15 protein-coding genes and 1 tRNA gene are annotated in these 17,613 nt (G+C 42.4%); 8 read left to right on the forward strand and 8 right to left on the reverse strand.

The annotated features are described in order from the left end of the window. Positions 1-444: 444 nt before the first annotated feature. The 4 genes from AB4298_RS17975 to AB4298_RS17990 all read left to right on the forward strand — a co-directional run bounded on the left by AB4298_RS17975 (position 445) and on the right by AB4298_RS17990 (position 3,760). A complete protein-coding gene (locus AB4298_RS17975) occupies positions 445-1,614 on the forward strand; it encodes a flagellar assembly protein FlgT (RefSeq protein WP_371987775.1) in 1,170 nt (389 codons plus the stop codon). A gap of 262 nt (positions 1,615-1,876) precedes the next feature. After that, positions 1,877-1,952 (forward strand) — tRNA-Arg (locus AB4298_RS17980). A gap of 225 nt (positions 1,953-2,177) precedes the next feature. Further along, positions 2,178-3,506, forward strand: a complete 1,329-nt coding sequence (locus AB4298_RS17985; RefSeq protein WP_371987776.1) for a motility associated factor glycosyltransferase family protein — start codon at positions 2,178-2,180, stop codon at positions 3,504-3,506. Next, positions 3,506-3,760, forward strand: coding sequence for a hypothetical protein (locus AB4298_RS17990; RefSeq protein ID WP_248997917.1), 255 nt, complete (start codon positions 3,506-3,508; stop codon positions 3,758-3,760). The genes AB4298_RS17985 and AB4298_RS17990 overlap by 1 nt, the downstream gene beginning before the upstream one ends. A 191-nt stretch (positions 3,761-3,951) precedes the next feature. Here the strand turns inward: AB4298_RS17990 and AB4298_RS17995 are convergent, their stop codons facing one another. The 6 genes from AB4298_RS17995 to pseB all read right to left on the reverse strand — a co-directional run bounded on the left by AB4298_RS17995 (position 3,952) and on the right by pseB (position 10,079). Continuing rightward, positions 3,952-4,581 carry a pseudaminic acid biosynthesis-associated methylase gene (locus tag AB4298_RS17995; protein WP_371987777.1) on the reverse strand — a complete coding sequence of 210 codons (630 nt, stop codon included), beginning with the start codon at positions 4,579-4,581 and terminating at the stop codon, positions 3,952-3,954. Between the two features lie 73 nt (positions 4,582-4,654). Further along, positions 4,655-5,710 carry a pseudaminic acid synthase gene (pseI, locus tag AB4298_RS18000; RefSeq protein ID WP_248997919.1) on the reverse strand — a complete coding sequence of 352 codons (1,056 nt, stop codon included), beginning with the start codon at positions 5,708-5,710 and terminating at the stop codon, positions 4,655-4,657. After that, complete coding sequence (gene pseG, locus AB4298_RS18005; protein WP_371987778.1) at positions 5,703-7,241, reverse strand: UDP-2,4-diacetamido-2,4,6-trideoxy-beta-L-altropyranose hydrolase; 1,539 nt, start codon at positions 7,239-7,241, stop codon at positions 5,703-5,705. Before pseG ends, pseI begins: the two co-directional genes overlap by 8 nt. Then, positions 7,238-7,936, reverse strand: coding sequence for a pseudaminic acid cytidylyltransferase (gene pseF / locus AB4298_RS18010; protein ID WP_371987780.1), 699 nt, complete (start codon positions 7,934-7,936; stop codon positions 7,238-7,240). The genes pseG and pseF overlap by 4 nt, the downstream gene beginning before the upstream one ends. After that, positions 7,933-9,081, reverse strand: coding sequence for a UDP-4-amino-4,6-dideoxy-N-acetyl-beta-L-altrosamine transaminase (gene pseC / locus AB4298_RS18015; RefSeq protein ID WP_371987781.1), 1,149 nt, complete (start codon positions 9,079-9,081; stop codon positions 7,933-7,935). Before pseC ends, pseF begins: the two co-directional genes overlap by 4 nt. Beyond that, complete coding sequence (gene pseB, locus AB4298_RS18020; protein ID WP_248997923.1) at positions 9,081-10,079, reverse strand: UDP-N-acetylglucosamine 4,6-dehydratase (inverting); 999 nt, start codon at positions 10,077-10,079, stop codon at positions 9,081-9,083. Before pseB ends, pseC begins: the two co-directional genes overlap by 1 nt. 666 nt (positions 10,080-10,745) lie before the next feature. Here pseB and AB4298_RS18025 point away from each other — a divergent pair. The 3 genes from AB4298_RS18025 (at position 10,746) to AB4298_RS18035 (ending at position 14,423) form a co-directional block, all read left to right on the forward strand. Then, entirely contained in the window at positions 10,746-13,217 is a 2,472-nt protein-coding gene (locus AB4298_RS18025; protein WP_371987782.1) for a 6-hydroxymethylpterin diphosphokinase MptE-like protein, read from the forward strand. Between the two features lie 123 nt (positions 13,218-13,340). Further along, positions 13,341-13,820: a DUF2947 domain-containing protein gene (locus tag AB4298_RS18030; protein ID WP_248997925.1), complete on the forward strand. Its 480-nt coding sequence runs from the start codon at positions 13,341-13,343 to the stop codon at positions 13,818-13,820. Between the two features lie 42 nt (positions 13,821-13,862). Next, on the forward strand, positions 13,863-14,423 hold the full coding sequence (locus tag AB4298_RS18035) for a chalcone isomerase family protein (RefSeq protein WP_371987867.1): 561 nt from the start codon (positions 13,863-13,865) through the stop codon (positions 14,421-14,423). Positions 14,424-14,460: 37 nt separating this feature from the next. On the opposite strand, the gene AB4298_RS18040 is transcribed toward AB4298_RS18035, so the two are convergent. Together AB4298_RS18040 and AB4298_RS18045 are read right to left on the reverse strand one after the other, a co-directional pair. Further along, positions 14,461-15,357: a DUF6268 family outer membrane beta-barrel protein gene (locus AB4298_RS18040; RefSeq protein ID WP_371987784.1), complete on the reverse strand. Its 897-nt coding sequence runs from the start codon at positions 15,355-15,357 to the stop codon at positions 14,461-14,463. 307 nt (positions 15,358-15,664) lie between these two features. After that, a complete protein-coding gene (locus AB4298_RS18045; RefSeq protein WP_371987786.1) occupies positions 15,665-16,279 on the reverse strand; it encodes a TetR/AcrR family transcriptional regulator in 615 nt (204 codons plus the stop codon). 203 nt (positions 16,280-16,482) lie between these two features. Between AB4298_RS18045 and AB4298_RS18050 the strand changes: the two genes are divergently transcribed. Next, positions 16,483-17,607: an efflux RND transporter periplasmic adaptor subunit gene (locus tag AB4298_RS18050; RefSeq protein WP_248997929.1), complete on the forward strand. Its 1,125-nt coding sequence runs from the start codon at positions 16,483-16,485 to the stop codon at positions 17,605-17,607. Positions 17,608-17,613: the final 6 nt, after the last annotated feature.

Consider the following 17,613-nt stretch of genomic DNA (forward strand, 5'->3'; position numbering starts at 1 on the left):
TGCACCTTATGATGCGAACTAATACTGTTAAGACTTTATCGGCGTAAAATAGGATAACTTTATTGTTATCATTAAACTCCATTACTGAAATCCTCCGACCAAGGCTAACAAAGCAAAAAGCACTTATTAAACAATTAATTCGCTTTATCACTCGCTATAGTGTCTATTATTCACAACTAAAAAGAATCAGATTGAAAGAAATTAATTGCGACTTAAAACTGCAGAAAAATCAGCCAAGCAAGGATCCTTGATTTAAGCCTATCAACTAAGTTGCAATAGAGTCCGCATGTTCAATCCAGAGCATGACTTGGACTTTATACAACAAACACATAACGACGGGCATATAACTTGCTTAGTACTCTTTAGTTATGCATAAGCGCCAGTTAAACGTCGTTTAAGCCCTCTTTAGAAACTGTATCTAATGATAAAACCGGAAAAGGTAAGATGAAAGTAGCACCAAATTCAATACTGGCACTTATATGCCTAACATCATCATTAATGACACAGCCTGTTTCAGCTAAGTGGGTCACAGCGAGCGGACAAGCCAAAATAACTGGCAATAATGTTGCCCAAGCTAGAGAAGATGCTATTAATCAAGCGGTAACTTATGCCACATTAAAATCCGGAGCAAGCTTTAGTAGCCAGCAAACCTTGAGTAATGGCCAACTCATTGATGATTCATTCACTATGTCACAGCAAGCACATAGTCAAAATGTTGAACTCATTAATGAGCAAATCACCGACAACGTACTTAGTGTAAATGTCCGCATCGATATACTTGAGCCAATGGAACAAGCTTGTCCAACCACAGGACTTAAAGCGGCAATTTTAATCCCTCAGGCATTGATAAAAGATCGCACACAACTCCGCTACGGTAATATCGGTTTATTCGAGCAGAACTTATCAGAGCGTTTAGCTAACATCATACAGCACCGCTCAAATAGTAGCTTCCCACATATTCATGCCAATGAACGCTTAGATATCGACCAAGCATTGGTTGACGTTCGCGGTTACCGCTTGCCGACTTGGTTGGGTGAAATAACCGACAGCCAATATATTTTATTGCCAGAAATTATCGATATTTCAACCGAACCGTTTACCAGCACATTAGGCCTTTGGGATAATGACCCCATGCGTAACTTTCATATTCGCGTGTCACTGTTTCACGCTATTAGCGGCGAAAAAGTCTGGAGTCAACAATATACCCAAGCAGCTGAGTGGGAGTTTAAACGCCAGCGTACCGTCAACTCAAATAGCGCCACCTTTTGGGGCTCAGAATATGGCGAAGCAATTGACCAAGTGCTAAGCCAAGTTAGTATTGATATCGATGACAGCCTAAACTGTCGACCTCTGCTAGGCCAAATTGTTTCTCGTCAGGGTGACAGGATCATTATCAATCTAGGCAGAGAGCACGGCATCCGTGTTGGCGATAAACTGCAGTTAGTCTTGCAGCAAAATCTACCCGACCGCTTAGATAACATGCGAGCAGTTGCTAGTAAAAGCAAAGCGACAATTACTATCGACCAAGTAACACAAGAAAGCTCGACAGCGGTGTTAACAGGAATCGCAGCATCGCTCAACGTGCAGTTAAACGATTTAGCAATAAAGCTATAATGACTTAGAGACTTAGAGACTTAGAGACTTAGAGACTAGCAAGTAAAACCAGCAATCTTGTCTTGAAAAGTCAAAAGAAGTTCGCTTTGAAGAAGAGTCGTTTCAATATGGCTAGTCTAATAACAATAGACGCAATAAATGGCGAGTGCCCCTCGCCATTCACAATTTAAATTGAAATAGCGAACATTAATTAAGCAACTAAATTAATTAGCTTTTCATCCCCTCTTCTCATTAGGGAGAAAACCAGTATAATCAGCTCAGTCTCCCTATAGCTCAACAGGATAGAGCAGTCGCCTCCTAAGCGATCGATCGGGGTTCGAGTCCCTGTGGGGAGACCATATACATGCCTTTTGGGTGATGTTACTTCTGCTATATCATCTTCATTGTTTACTTTTAGCCTCGCTCACAACCTAGCGATCATATTTGTAACTCTATTTTTGTTTTTACTCTCATTTACGCTCAAAGTTCTCTATTCAAGTTCAGCAGCTAACCGTTAACTGATACCATGCTAATAATGCGTTAATTGCGCTGTTATAGCTGACGACATTTCAGGAAACCATTAAATGACAGAATTGTTTACGAGTAATTTAGCGCTTATTAGTCAACGCTGGCCTGCTGTAGCCTCAAAACTGACACTTGCAAACTTTGACCATTTTGATGCCAATCTTGTCACCGGACAAAACCAAACCATCTCGGTAAATGGGATCCAGTTAAGCAGTCGCCATAATCGCCTTGCAGAAGCGCAACTCTTTATTGAACAACTACCTAAAAACTGTGTTGATGTGACAGTTTATGGCATGGGAATGGGTGATGTTATTTCACTCTTGTGTGATGACTCAACGGTTAATGACTCATTTCAAGCCCCTCTCAGATCAGAACTACAAACCATTACGGTCTGCCCTCTTAACTATTCGCTGTTTGCATTATTACTTTGTTATACCGACCAAAGCGAATGGCTTAATGATCCTAGAGTCTATATTGAAAGTGAATTAACGCAGAATGTGACTAATGGGCAATATATTTCCATCACACCAGATCTATTATTGATTGACGATTGTAATGCCGTCTTACGAGACCTGCTGGTTTACGAGAACAATCGTGCTTATGCCAATCAGCGCTCACAAGACAATGAATCGATATTTAAACAAAGGCTCGCGGCGAATCGGCATCTGCTGACTAAAGATGCCGATGCAGCAAAGCTAAAGGACCACTATAGCAAGCCGAAAGCCTATGTGATTGGCACTGGTCCTTCGTTAGAACAGCACTATCAATTTTTAGCAACTGAAAGGCTTAAACCGTTAGGCCAACGCCCGCTATTCATTGCTGTTGACACTGCATTAACGCCGCTTATCAGCCATGGCGTTGTGCCTGATATTGTGGTGAGTATTGAACAAAATATTACTCGGGAGCATTTCCCGAAGACATTCGCTGACGATATCAACTTGGTTTATTTCCCAACCGTACCGACAGATGTAATTGAGTGGTGGCCTGGACCTAAATATAACGCCTATTCGCAACATACAAAATATGATGCAATCAATGAGCAACTCACTAAGCTAAGACTGTTTTCTAATGGTAGCGTTCTTCATCCTGCTATCGATTTGGCTGTTCACCTTCAAGCATCTGACATCACCCTTTTTGGTAGCGACTTTTGTTACCCGAATAACAAAACCCATGCTCACTGGCCGGACGGGGCTTTAGGGCTCAAAGCTGCACATGCTAAACACTGGGTGTTTAATGGTATAGGTGAAAAAGTGGCGACTGAACTGAGTTTTAGAGGCTATTTGAGAAGTCTAGAGCACTATATTCGCACAAAGCCTCATGTTGCTTTTTATCAATCCAGCTTATCTAGCGCACGTATTGACGGTGCTAGTTTTAAAGAGTGTAAATAATGACCCAAATGGTAAATGATTCTCTAATTCAGCAACTGATAAGCACAGCTCATCAATTAAGATTAGGTCATGAGGCGCAAGGCTCATTACAACTGACTGAATGCATAGATAAGTTAATTGAGCTTCAAGCTTCTTTAACTAATAATCAGCAAATCATGCCCATACTAAGCAGTATGCTTGCCGCGCAAGAAAAGCATGACTGGTTAGGGTTAGCGGATGCCTTAGAGTATGAATTACCCTTATTGCTTTCATAAGAGCTGTTAAAGTGAAAAGTACCTGCGTAATGGAGGCTAAAGTGAAATTGGTATGCCAAAGCGAGTTAGTCTGAAAGTCGTTTACTATCAAGCCATAACCACATCTATGCTATGGCTTGATTACAAACACGCTAATACTTATAACTCTGATCCCTAGTGCAGTGATACTGGCAGTTTTAATTGTAGTGAGTTTAAGCTTGAGTAGATGATTTTTCTAATAAAAACCAGGTTAAATCGTCTTGCGGAAATAGCCTGTCTCTATGATAACTGAATCCATAATCAACTAGCTTAAGATCGGCATACTTATCTAACATTTCACCGGCAAAATCTCTCTTAAATAACTTACCACTATGGCCACGGTAAGGCACTTCAACCGGTGATGGATTGTAATATTCTACAATACAGATGTAGCGAGCACTCGCATTATATAAGGCGCTATATACCTCAGCTAACGCCTCTGGATTAATGTGGATAAGCACACCTTTAATGAAGGTCATTTCATATTGGCGTTCGGGCGCAAATGTGAGTAATGAATCATGTATTACAGTTAACTCAGGGATCTGCTTTAGCTGCTCAACAGCGGTGGCATTAATCTCAATCGCTGACAGCTCGCTATTAGGTAGCAATTGCTTAAAGGCTTGAATATTCATGCCTATATTGGCACCAAATTCGATAAGTGAGCCGATCTTTTCTGTGCGGCTAAAAATACGCGTAAAGAGGGCTAAGTTACTCGCTAACAGCTCCGCGCCTTGATTACGTTTAATGTATTCGTTACCAAATTCGCCCGCCCAAAAGCTTTCTTGCTCTGTCTTATATGCCATGCTCAACTTACCTATTGTATTTATCATCACTCGTAAATCGTTTCACGAGCTGCTAAAGGTTTATCAACCCACATCACTTACTTAGGACATGCTCCATTTTCAATGCTGTCCCCGCCGTTAAATCTTGGTTAAAGTGTGTGCCTATAACGGCCTCTAAATGCTTAGGCGCTAGACCAAAACCTGGACGTATACTTTTTACATTCTCCATTGTTACCCGCTCACCCGCTTTAACAGACTTCACCACATACAGTGATCGCCTAAACTTTATATTCGCTTGTTCAGCAGCGCTTCGGGCATAATTGACCTTGCCTAACGCTGACCAAGCTAACCTACTGTCGCGGCAAAGTTGCTCGAGTTCAGTTGGCTCTAATGAAAAACTATCATCAGGACCACCACCGGTTCTGTCGAGTGTGACATGTTTTTCAATAATACTGGCGCCTAAGCTTGTGGCCGCAATCGCGGTGATATTACTTAGGGTATGATCTGACAGCCCTGTTACTAGATTAAATCGATTTTTCATATCGACCAAGGTGGCAAGATTATAGTCTTCTGCCGCTGCAGGGTAAGCGCTAACACAATGCAATATCGCCAGCTCTTTACAACCTGCACTGCGCGCGGCATCAATAGCCTCTGCAATTTCTTCTGCATTGGCCATGCCTGTTGATATGATAAGTGGCTTACCTGTTGCTGCAGCATACTTAATTAACGACAGGTCAACGGCTTCAAACGAAGCTATCTTATAAGCCGGCGCGTTAAGATCTTCTAATAAATCAACAGCAGTTGAATCGAATGGTGAGCTAAATAGGGTAATGCCTAATTGGCGCGCATAATCAAATAAAGGTTTATGCCAATCCCATGGCGTGTGCGCCCACTCATACAGCTGGTATAAGCTTTGCCCGTGCCAAAGGCCACCTTCAATTTGAAAATCGCTATGATCGCAATCTAAGGTAATGGTATCTGGTCGATAGGTTTGCATTTTTACCGCATCAGCCCCAGCCTTTTTAGCGGCGGCAATAATGTCGAAAGCGGTTTGAATATTGCCGTTATGGTTGGCAGATAATTCAGCAATAATATAAGGCGTATGCCCTTCACCAATCACTCTGCCATCAATTGAAATTATGTTACTCATTGGCTTCCTTCGCAGGGTATTGTATCCATTGTTCTTCGCTTAGCTGTACGTATCCAGAGTGAGCAAACAGCGTTTGAGACGCATGATTGCCAGCCAACACAGTCGCGTGAATCGTTATCAATTTAAACGCTTGCCTAATCAGCAAAAGTGCAGATTTTGCAATACCTTGACGGTAACAATCAGGTGCCGTCACGATTGAGATCAAGTAATGGTTTGACTCAGATAGAGGGTCTAAACGCACCATACCAACATCGATACTATTCCGGCGTAACATCAACAGGTAACTGTCAGCTTGTGTAATTTTATTAGCAAACCAAGCGCTGTGCTCCTGCCATGTTGGAACCGCACTATTTAACGCATAGCGCCGCGTTGCAGGACTTTGCTGCCAGTCATATAGACATTGGCAATCATTGTGGCTCGCACGCTTTAAATAAATCGAGTGACCCAGTGCATCTTCAACGCTAAATAAACTCAATGCGACTCGACTTGCGCCTAAGCCGTCAACAAGCTCACTCGCTGCATTAGCCATCTGCTGGTAATCGGCATCGCACCTTGCTAAAGCGGCATCGATTGCTGCTGTGGTTAATAACGACGGCTCACCGAGTGAAATGGCTATGCCCTGAGCATCGAGGCGTTTTGCTATGGTGCGCTGATTATCGGCTAAAGTGATATTTAATGCAGGTAAAGATAACGCGCAGCGCTCCCATGCGCTTGAGCCTGCAGCCCCAATGGCAACGTCCGCTTGGCATATAAAGCGCGCCATGTCATTAACGGCAACAAATAACCGGCATTGTAATCTCGCTTCACCGATTACCTTTTGAAGGTTTTCGGCGTGGGGATTATTAGGCCCAATAATGACATTGACTCGTGTGCAATCGGCAAGAATGCTGGTATCCAACAGCCTAAGAACTGTCGCCGTTATATTATCAATATCTGTGCCGCCCAGACTAAGTAATATCGTTTTAACCCCTTGATATTGCAATCTGTTGTTTTTCGCTTGTTCAGCGTACTCGCTAAACTCATCTCTTAGTAAGCAAAAGTCCGTTCCCAGTAGCTGCTCGGCAGGTAAATGAGCATCTATAACATAATCACTGGCTTGGCGTTCAAAGGTCTGGTCAATTAATCGATCGCAGTCATAAGCGCGATCAACAAGATCGTCAATGACCATTAGCCGGTATCTCTTACCAGATTCAGCTGCCACCGCTTTATGCCAATGAATATCTAGACTGTAATGATCAACAACCAACCAGTCAGCACTCGCTTGATCCAATATTTGCTTTGTTAGCAAGGCATCTTGTTGCCATGTACGCCCAAGTATGGGCGAGCGAACTTGCTGCTCGGCAATAACAGCTAAAGAGTGCAACACATAGCCTTTTTGTGTGATCAATTGATGTAAATTACCAGCAACTTCACCAGCAATAAACTCAACCTCACAACCAAATCTGGTTAGTTGCTCTGCTAACGTTAGGCAGCGGTATACATGGCCGCAACCGATAGTCAGCGAAGCATCGGTTCTAATGATGACTTTCAACTCATCGACCTTTGCTGATAGAAGCTAAATAAAGCTTCAGCTAACAGCCAATCTTCTGGGGTATCAATATCAACTACGCAGCCCTTTGGCAAAACTAAGCCACTGGCTTTTTCACTATATATTGGCTTAGAGGAAAGGTAAGCAGCGACGGTTCCCCAATAAAACTGCCCGGTGTCATAATATGCAGCGCTTAAATCTTGGCTACGGGTATTAAGGTGTTCTGGTGCAAACATCGCCACATTAGCATTGTCATCTAGGCGGATTGCTCTTTGAATTGGCGCTGGGAATTCACAGACTGGAAACAGATAATCAGCTTGCCTTTGTTGCATTTGCTGCAAGCCTTGTTTTAGCTGCTTGGCGGTGACAAAAGGTGCGGTCGCATAGATACAACAACAGTGTTGGTATTGCACACCGTCAAGCGCTAACACATTAAGAGCATGCTCAATTACCATTAAGGTTGTCGCATAATCATCAGCAATGTTAGCTGGACGCTTAAAAGGCACTTCAGCGCCATATTGTTTTGCAACCTCGGCGATTTCGCTGTCATCGGTAGAGACAATCACTCGATCAAAACAACCACTTTGCAGCGCCGCTTCGATAGAATAAGCAATGATGGGTTTACCGTTAAAATGCTTAATATTTTTGCGAGGAATACGTTTGCTGCCACCCCTTGCAGGAATAATCGCCACGTTCATGACAACAGCCCTATTAACGTATCAATAATATAAGCTTGCTCTTGTTCTGTTAAATCGGGAAATAGCGGTAAAGTAAGGCAGTGCTGATAAAAATATTCCGCCTCTGGGAAGTCATGCTCAGCAAACCCCTTGTTTAAATAGTATGGCTGTAAATGCACTGGAAAATAGTGAACATGAACAAAGATGTTAGCCGCTCGCATCGCATCAAAAACCACTTTGCGATCTAGACTCTCCGGCAATAGCACAATCATCAAGTGATAAGCACTATAACTATTTTCAAGGGGGACAACACTGGTGACATTAAGCTTTGTAAGCTCTGCTACATAGGTCATGACCAGCTTGTTTCTTTGCTCAACAAAGCTATCCAAACGTTTGATCTGGCTGTTGCCTAACGCGGCTTGCAGCTCAGTCATACGATAGTTAAACCCTAACTCATGTTGCTCGTAGTACCAATCCCCTTCATCAGGCCTTAACAATTTTTCTGCTGTTTTCGTAATACCGTGACTACGAAGCAAAACCATGGACTCTGCTACGGCTGGATCATTGGTGGTTGCAACGCCGCCCTCGGCGGTAGTAATAATTTTTACCGGATGGAAACTAAAAATAGTAATGTCGCTATATTCGCAAGCGCCAATTTTGCTCCCTAAGTAACTACCACCAACACCATGTGAAGCATCTTCAATCACCCTAACGCCATAATCTTGTGCCAATTGCCATATCGCCCGCATATCGCAGCTGTGACCCGCCATATGCACAGGGATCAAAACCTTAGGCAGACAGTTTTGGGCTTTAGCTTGTTTGAGTTTATGCTCAAGTGCCTTGGGGCACATATTACCTGTATGACGGTCAACATCGACAAAATCGATTTCACCGCCGCAGTAAAGTGCACAATTAGCTGAGGCAACAAATGTGATAGGACTGGTCCAAACATAATCGCCGGCTCCAACACCTAAAGCCAGACACGCCAAATGCAACATAGAGGTCGCGCTGTTTGCTGCTACCGCATATTGTGCAGTCGTTATTTGACAGATATTACGCTCAAATAAAGGGACTTGTGGCCCTTGGGTCAGACAATCTGATTGCAGCACAGCAGTTACAGCGGCAATGTCTTCAGCTGAGATATTTTGGCGCCCATAAGGGATCATTAGTCTTTACCTTCATCAAGCAACTTAATTTGCTCTACTGATAAAAAGTCAGGGTTGTTGCCTGAGTGATATTCAAAGCCCATTTCAACCGCTTTGCCCTGCTCATTAAGCAAGTTTTTAGAGTAATCCATGTCTTTGCCAAAAAAGATAATGCTAGGCGTGATAACAAAATGGTCATCGAACTCAATGGTGTGATGTGAATCGTCACCTGGACACATAATTTCGTGCAGCTTTTCTCCTGGTCTTATGCCGATAATTTCATGTTTTAAGCCGGGTCCACAGGCTTCTGCAATATCAGTGACTCTTACCGATGGGATCTTAGGCACAAAAATCTCACCACCTTGCATTCTGGCAAAATTCTTTAATACAAAATCAACACCGTCTTGCAACGATAGCCAGAAGCGAGTCATCTCAGGATGAGTAATAGGCAATGAAGTGGTACCTTCATTGATCAGCCCTTTAAAGTAAGGAACGACTGAGCCACGCGAACCAACAACATTGCCATATCTAACAGCAGAAAAGCGTGTTACGCCCTCACCCACCATATTGTTGGCCGCGACGAACAATTTGTCTGAAGCGAGTTTAGTCGCACCGTATAAATTGATTGGGTTGGCCGCTTTATCTGTTGATAACGCAATCACACGTTTAACATTGTTGGCGATAGCCGCTTTAATCACATTTTCAGCACCATAAATGTTGGTCTTAATACATTCCATAGGATTGTACTCAGCTGCAGGCACCTGTTTGATGGCGGCAGCATGAATAACATAATCCACATCTTTGAATGCTTGCATCATCCGATCGCCATCACGGACATCACCGAGGAAGTAACGCATGCAAGGTGCATTAAACACTTGTTGCATTTCATACTGCTTTAGCTCATCACGAGATAAGATAATTAATCGCTTTGGTTTATAACGCTCTAGTATCGTTTTGGTATATTTTTGGCCAAACGACCCGGTGCCACCAGTAATAAGGATCGATTTATTATCAAACATGTTATCTCCAATTTATCACTACAGTGCTCTGTATGAACAATTATAAAGCCAGACTACGTCTCAAAATTTACTGAGCAAAATGCATACCAAAAAAAGTAATAATCAAAATTAACCTGAAAGCAGATATTGATTACGGCTTAGATTTGCTCAACCTTGCCAATAAAAAACGCTGTTCTATTTGGATAATTAAAATAAAAGCAGACATTTAGCGCGGCATTTTATCAATAAACTGACTATATAGAAATATTCGCTCAGCATCGACACTATTGGCTAGCGCCTTGGTTGTCTGAGCAAAAAAGCATCACAGCTAACCGACAATGACTCTCGAGTGGCTGAATTTTGACGCTCAATATACAGGCTCATTTTCCCGTGAGCCTTGCCTAATATAGCGTTAGAAAAAAATCAATAAGCTAAGCTTTAGCGAGTTCAAATGTGCTGCCGATGTGCCGGTTCTTGCTTATCGCTATTTAAAAGCTCTCGGCTTGCGCTTACACTCCGGTGCAATGCGTCCAGAATTGGAAGAACTAGCCAGTAATGGCGTAAATTTTGCTTATCTTATTTTTCACCAGAATTGCAGAAAAACTAACTATAAAACGACAATTCCCTGACGTAACAGGCAAACACAGCAAGCAATCTAATAACGATTAAATAAGGCTTAAATTGGCAATGAACGTATCTGAATCTGTAATTACCAATCAATTCGCAATTAGCAATTTTGGCGAATATTACCTACCTAGCGTAAATCGAAATACGTTCGAAAAGATTGACTCTAAGACAGCTTTTAAAAAACGATTTAAAGAGGCAATTTTTCAAGAAGATAGCTTACACATTATTGTCGGCATAGATTCAGGCTTGCTTGCAAATTATATCCTTGAACACCCAATACCAACGGGCAGTAAATATATATTCGTCGAACTGAATCCAGTATTAGCCTTGCTCAATGTCGAAATCGATGTTGATAAACAAAAGCAGATGCAGATCTTAACCTTCGATGCGTTTCAAGCTGAAATAGAATCAGGTGATAATGATTTATATCTGATCAAAGAGCAGTATATGATCCATCACTCTTTTGCATCGACGCTCGGCATCATTGAAGAATACAGCACACTAATCAATTTAGTCGACAAGCAACTGTCATTTAGAGCCGTTGAACGAAAGTCCCATTTTGAGCAAAAGACCTTCTTAATTCAGCAATTAAAAAACCTTGCTGATAATCAGTATCCTGCAGCTATCCTTAACGGAAGATTTACAGGGAAAACCTGCATTGTAATTGGCGGAGGCCCTTCTCTGGATGAGCATTTCGATTGGATTGTAGATAACTACCACCAGCTGTTTGTGATTACGGTTTCAAGAATGGCTTCAAGGTTATCTCATGCGGGGATCCCAGCACATATTATCGTATCTGTTGACCCACAAGACTTTAGTTTCGAGGTCAATCGAGACATGATGGCGCTCACCCACGAAAGTCTTTTCGTCAACTCGCATCATGTTAATCACCGACTAATATCTCAATGGTTAGGTAAGTCACTCTATTTAGGTAGCAAGTTACCCTGGACAGATGAAGATGCCGACAATATTCCAACCGTAGGGCCAACGGTCACCAACAGCGCGGTTAGAATTGCTATAGAGTTAGGCTTTAGCGATATTTTGCTCACTGGCGCAGACTTTTGTTATTCGAGTAGCGGCGTGTCTCATGCCAATGGTGCCGTCGAAGCTAATGCAGGTTCAAACAATAGCCGTATTGGTGAATGGGTTGAAACCTATGCCGGCAATATTGCTGAAACCATTGTACAGCTTATCTATGCTGGCCAAGCTCTCACAGAAGACGCGCTAGCCTATCCACAGGCAAATATTATTAATCTCTCTGAAAATGCAGCAAAGCTTGACGGCGTAACACATCAGAAAGTTGAGTCTATTAAGCTGAAACCAGCCAATATTTCACCTGAAGCACTATTAGACCTAGTGCCTGATTATGCTGCTGAGAAATCGGAGCACCTTAATAAGATGATCGCAGAGGTTAAGCAGGCAATCCAAGACTTAGAACAAATAAAAGCACTGGCAAGCCAAGCCATTGAGCTTAATGCTCAAGCTCGTGATATTGAGTTCCAGTCTAAGAAAAATCAAATCATCGTCAGTAAAATCGACAAGATTGAAAGCCAACTCCAAAATAAATACAGCGCATTATCTCAAGTGATTAAGTTCTATGGATATTATGAATTCTCTAAATTCTTGACCACTCAGGAGTCTGAGACTTGGTCTATAGAACACATGCAAAATATGACGCATCGCTACTACGAAGCCTTCAATACCTTGGCAATAGAATTACTTGGCTCTCTTAATCAAACCATAGAGAACTTGACGATTAGGCAGCTAGAACTTGCTGAGACTGCGCCAATAACCAAACTGGTTAATCATTGGCGCCAGAGCGAACAACCAGGCCGAGTCCACAATGTCTGCCAACTGAGAAAAGCACTCAATTTAACACTAGATTCGGATGATGCTCGCCTGCAGCAAATCGCACTTGAATATCAAGATCAACTAACCTCAATGGAGCACCCATATTTCAGCCTTAAAAAAGCCAATATGTCACTGCACAACACCTTTGCAAAAATTGTCGACTTATATAAAAGCAAGAATAAAACGGGATTAAAGCAACTGATTAACAGCATTGAAGCAATGATTGCAGCTGACGCGTTAGCACAACGGCTCTATTATCTAGCCCAAAGCTACCTTGCAATCCTTAGCGATGACAATCTAACCGCTTTATCTTGCTTACAAAAAATCGAACCAGATAACCAAACTGAAGTAGAGAAAAAACAAATATTAGTGTTGGCACTTAAACTTCATGATATTAATTTAGCTGAACAAACGTTAGAACAGATAATTAATTACAGCGATGAATACTTGCCGCAATATGCTCATATACTCACATTACAAGGTAAAAACCAGCAAGCACTCAATATCTATTTAGACTTTCTAGATAAGTACCCAACTGATATCAGTGTTCTATTAAAACTAGGTATTTTCCTTGCTGAAATGGGGCAAATAGACGGAGCTCGCTCAAGCTTTAATCAGGTACTAGTAATTGATCCTGATAATCTCACAGCCCCAAACTACCTCCAGCAACTGCAAGCTTAAGCAACTCAAAACTACATCTAAGCGGCGCTAAGTAAAAAAACTTATTGCGCCGCTGCTATTAACCTAACTTGCAGGGTATAATGCCGGCGTTTTCCTTATTAATATCCTTGCAAGAGAGGCGCTGTGGCACATACCTATATTCCATTTGAACAATACAAACGTAAGTGGATCTTTAATCATAAAGACCTGCCTGTTACTGATGAAGATAAAGCGCTAATTATGCCGCTTGATCAAAAATCATCGATGGAAGTTTGGAATAAATGGATTAGTAATAAAAGTAGCCGTACAGAACAGTTTGCTAAAGGTGACTGGGCAGCCAAAGACAGTGCTTGGGTAATAACTGAAGACTGGCAAGCCCCATGGGACAGTGAGGAAGCCGCTCTGCCTGAAGGTTTCAGTGAGCACTTCGATTGGGCTGATGATACTCCAGTTTATTTCTGCTACGAAAAATACCAAGTGATTGAAACTCGCTGGGATGTGTTTGTCCGTAACTGGAAGTGCTTTTTGTTCTTTGACGATGGCCCATTATTGATTTCAGCTAAACAAAAACAAGCGGCTATATTCCACCAAAGTGGTCAATTCCAATTGGGTACGCGCGGCTAAATGTAGGCGCATTATTTAATAAGAGATGAATAAGATATTATGATGAAATCCGTTTCTACCCTACTACTTGCTACAAGCGTATTACTGTCATCATCACTGCAGGCTCAAGAAATTTCTGGTGTGCAGCTTGACGATTCAATTAATATCGAAAACCAAACACTATTGTTAAATGGTGCTGGTGTGCGTAGCAAATTCTTTATCGATTTATACGTTGGCAGCTTATACGTCCCTCAAGCAATTGATAGTGCAAAAGCGGCTCTCGAAGCACCTAGTGCTGCAGTGCGCCTAAATATCACATCAGGCATGATCACCGCCGATAAAATGAAAGATGCCATCAATGAAGGTTTTGATGATGCAACTGAGGGGAATACCGCACCGATTGCAGCCAAAATCGAACAGTTTATGGGGCTATTTAGCGCTGAGATTGTTGAAGGTGATCAATTCACTTTACTTGCTGATAAAGCAACGGGTGTAACTGCCTATAAAAATGGCCAAGTTCAAGCAACAATTGCTGGTGAAGACTTCCGCCAAGCAGTACTTATGATTTGGTTAGGTAATGAACCTGCCCAAGACAGCTTAAAAGAAGCTATGCTGGGCAAATAATCTAGCTAAGTTTGGCTTATTGCTCTTGTAAGTAGGGCTAAAACTTAAATGTCACATCCAAGGCCACTGCGCCTTGGTTGTCGATATCTTCCTTACTGTTCTGCGGGTTTAACTCTAATTCGCCATTAAAGAAATAGCCTGCATAAGCATTAACGCTTACCGAACGGGAAATATCCCAGCCTACTCTAGCAAAACTGACCCACTCATCAATTTCCGCAGTATCTTTTTCATCTGCAATTAAAAAGCGACTGGTTCTCTTAGAGGTACCAAAACCGACATTCCAATCAGAACTCAATTGATAGCTCAGCTCAAGACCTGCAGGGCCGCTAAAGCCTGCTGAAAACGGATTACCCAATTTGAGATTTTCGGTGATCTGCCAATTTACTGCTAAAAACGGCACCGTTCTAACTTCATCAATGTCATTTAGGTAAGCGACGCCGAAACCTAACATATTACCGGAATCAAAACGGTACATACCCGATAATACCGCACCGTAACTGGCCGCATTACTGGCTGAGGCTGTATCGGCATAAGCATATTGCAGCTTGGGCGCTAGCATAAACATCCAGTTTTTATTCGGGCGGTAGGACAAAGATAAACTGGCGCGGTAACGCTCAATTTTATCCCAAGTTTGAGTATTGTCTTTTAAACTCGACGAGCGCCAGTCATAATCAAGATTGTCGTAACCGACACCCGCACCAACAAACCACTTTTTACCAAGCGGCATACCGGTTTTAAAATCAAACATCCATTGGTCGCGCTGTAATTCATTACCTTGAACACCTACATCGGCATTCGCAGTGGTGATCCGTGAAGCGCTAACAGTAAATGGACTCGGGCGATAAGAAGATTTCTGTTGCTCTTGCGCTAACAAAATTGGCGAAGCCGCCAAACTTGAAACGGCAAGCACACTCAATGCCAAAGGCTTATTCATATTGCTAACTCCATTAGCTAATAATTATTAATATCAGTGACGCTTAACGATTCAGTAAAGCTCAATTAAGTACTTTACTCTACGCTAACGTCAAGCTGTAGGATCATTTTGTATCCAACTATTTTTTCAAGCCTTTCTTATTATAAGAAGGTCGCTAAACCTAGCTTCCAATCAGTTATCTCCTAGCCTATGAAAAGAGGCGCTTGAGATTAGTCTAATGACAAAAACAACAAAGGAGCAGTAAGCTCCTTTAATAACATTGGTATAGATTGGTACTACAGCCCAAAACAAGTTTGGATAAAACCAGTTAAACCGTTTTATAAGCTTTCAAAAACATCTCTACCGTATCGTTAATGTATTGCTCACGCTCGGCCAATAGATCGCTCACATCTAAACCCAAATCGAGTCGCATACGTACTTCACCAAATACCATCAAACACAAACGCACGGCGCAGTGATGCGGATTGTTAAACTGGTAGTCACCGATCACTGAGACCTTAGCCAAATACTCCGCTAACAAGCCTAAAATATGTTTTGGACCCGCACTATAAAAGAGCTCTGAGATCTTAGGGTGTGAATCTGACTGCGACACACAGGCTTTAAATACTGTAATGGCTTCAGGGCTTGTAATCACCTCACCAAAGTGCTTGGCAAACAAGGCTAAACTGACTTCCGGCGTTAATGGATCAGACAATAACTCTTGATTAACACCATGCACTAAACACTTGGATTCTATCGATGCGACAAACAAATCATCTTTACAGCCAAAGTGCGAATACACAGTTTGTTTAGAGACGCCAGCAAGCTTGGCAACTTCATCCATACTGGTATTTGGAAAGCCCTGCTCACAAAATAGCTCTTTAGCAGCTTGTAAGATCTGCTCGCGCTTTTGCTCACTTCGGCTCATTGATGGTGCATTCATAAAGGGCTTCACTCCCGCGATTAGCCTCAAGGTAAATCTATATTGCTATTTAAGCACAGACTAGACTACCCAGTCCATTTTGCGAACTAATAGACCACAATTAGACTAGACAGTCTAGTTTCAACACTCTAGACTACACAGTCTAGTTTAACAATTTTTATACTTATCGCTTACCGTGGCGTTAACAAAATAGGCTTAGTGTAATGAATACTCAAAGTGTGCTAATACATCGCAAAATGTTTATGTTACTAGCTGCAGTCTCTTTTCTATCAGCCTGCCAAGACAGTGATATACCATTAGCCGCCACGCCAAGTTACCAATCTGTTAATGCGCAAGAGCTGCATATTGATGATTACTATCAATTTAACCAAGAGTTTTCGGGTAGTATTCGAGCAGGCAATACCACGGGAGTAGGCTTTGAGTTAGCCGGTAAGATTAATGCGTTAACGGTCGATAGCGGCGACAGCGTTAAACAAGGGCAACTGCTTGCCAAACTCGATACCCGCCTATTGTTAGCTGAGAAAAATGAGTTAACAGCCAGTCTTTCACAAAACCAAGCCGACTTAGATTTGGCTCAAACGACCCTCAATAGAAGTTTAGGTTTACAGCAGCAAGGGTATGTCTCTGAGCAACAATTAGATGAGCAGCGCGGCCAGTTAAACAGTCTTAAAGCCGCCAGCAACCGATTAAATGCGGCGTTACTAGCGAATCAATTGAAAATAGAAAAATCCGACCTGCTCGCGCCTTTTGACGGTGTCATCAGTAAACGAACTCATAACTTAGGCGAAGTAGTCAGCCTTGGCAGCCCGGTCTATACCCTAATCGAAGACAATAACATCCAAGCCTATATCGGCGTGCCAGTGGATATTGCTAATCACCTCACTACGGGGCAAAACGCGGATATCCGTGTGAGAGGCCAGCACTACCAAGGTAAGATTGCCGGTATTAGCGCTGAACTCAACCCAATCACCCGCACTGTAGAGCTTAGGATCACCTTGCCAGCCAACGCCGATGTGATTAACGGAGAACTGAGTTACTTAAGCTATCAGCAAACCATTGCCTCTCAAGGTTACTGGGTGCCGTTAAGTGCACTGACCGATGGCGTGCGAGGTCTGTGGAATATCTATGTCCTACACCCTGTTCTTAACCCGACCGACAGTGAGCTTTACCAAGTTGAGCGCCGCGATGTGGAAATTATTTATACCGTAAAAGATAAAGCCTTCATTAATGGCGCTATTAATTCCAATGAGCAATATGTCTCCCAAGGTTTACATAAGCTAGTGGCGGGCCAGTTGGTGACTCAACAAGCCCAACTCGCAACGAGGTAATCATAG

Origin of the sequence: Shewanella sp. 10N.261.52.F9 (assembly GCF_041471165.1) — a bacterium.
Lineage (GTDB): Bacteria > Pseudomonadota > Gammaproteobacteria > Enterobacterales > Shewanellaceae > Shewanella > Shewanella marinintestina.

Excerpts from the sequence above, each read along its gene's own strand:
- AB4298_RS17975 (WP_371987775.1), top strand. The coding sequence starts at position 445 with ATGAAAGTAGCACCAAATTCAATACTGGCACTTATATGCCTAACATCA.
- AB4298_RS17985 (WP_371987776.1), top strand. The coding sequence starts at position 2,178 with ATGACAGAATTGTTTACGAGTAATTTAGCGCTTATTAGTCAACGCTGG.
- AB4298_RS17990 (WP_248997917.1), top strand. The coding sequence starts at position 3,506 with ATGACCCAAATGGTAAATGATTCTCTAATTCAGCAACTGATAAGCACA.
- AB4298_RS17995 (WP_371987777.1), bottom strand. The coding sequence starts at position 4,581 with ATGGCATATAAGACAGAGCAAGAAAGCTTTTGGGCGGGCGAATTTGGT.
- pseI (WP_248997919.1), bottom strand. The coding sequence starts at position 5,710 with ATGAGTAACATAATTTCAATTGATGGCAGAGTGATTGGTGAAGGGCAT.
- pseF (WP_371987780.1), bottom strand. The coding sequence starts at position 7,936 with ATGAACGTGGCGATTATTCCTGCAAGGGGTGGCAGCAAACGTATTCCT.
- pseC (WP_371987781.1), bottom strand. The coding sequence starts at position 9,081 with ATGATCCCTTATGGGCGCCAAAATATCTCAGCTGAAGACATTGCCGCT.
- pseB (WP_248997923.1), bottom strand. The coding sequence starts at position 10,079 with ATGTTTGATAATAAATCGATCCTTATTACTGGTGGCACCGGGTCGTTT.
- AB4298_RS18025 (WP_371987782.1), top strand. The coding sequence starts at position 10,746 with ATGAACGTATCTGAATCTGTAATTACCAATCAATTCGCAATTAGCAAT.
- AB4298_RS18035 (WP_371987867.1), top strand. The coding sequence starts at position 13,863 with ATGAAATCCGTTTCTACCCTACTACTTGCTACAAGCGTATTACTGTCA.
- AB4298_RS18040 (WP_371987784.1), bottom strand. The coding sequence starts at position 15,357 with ATGAATAAGCCTTTGGCATTGAGTGTGCTTGCCGTTTCAAGTTTGGCG.
- AB4298_RS18045 (WP_371987786.1), bottom strand. The coding sequence starts at position 16,279 with ATGAATGCACCATCAATGAGCCGAAGTGAGCAAAAGCGCGAGCAGATC.
- AB4298_RS18050 (WP_248997929.1), top strand. The coding sequence starts at position 16,483 with ATGAATACTCAAAGTGTGCTAATACATCGCAAAATGTTTATGTTACTA.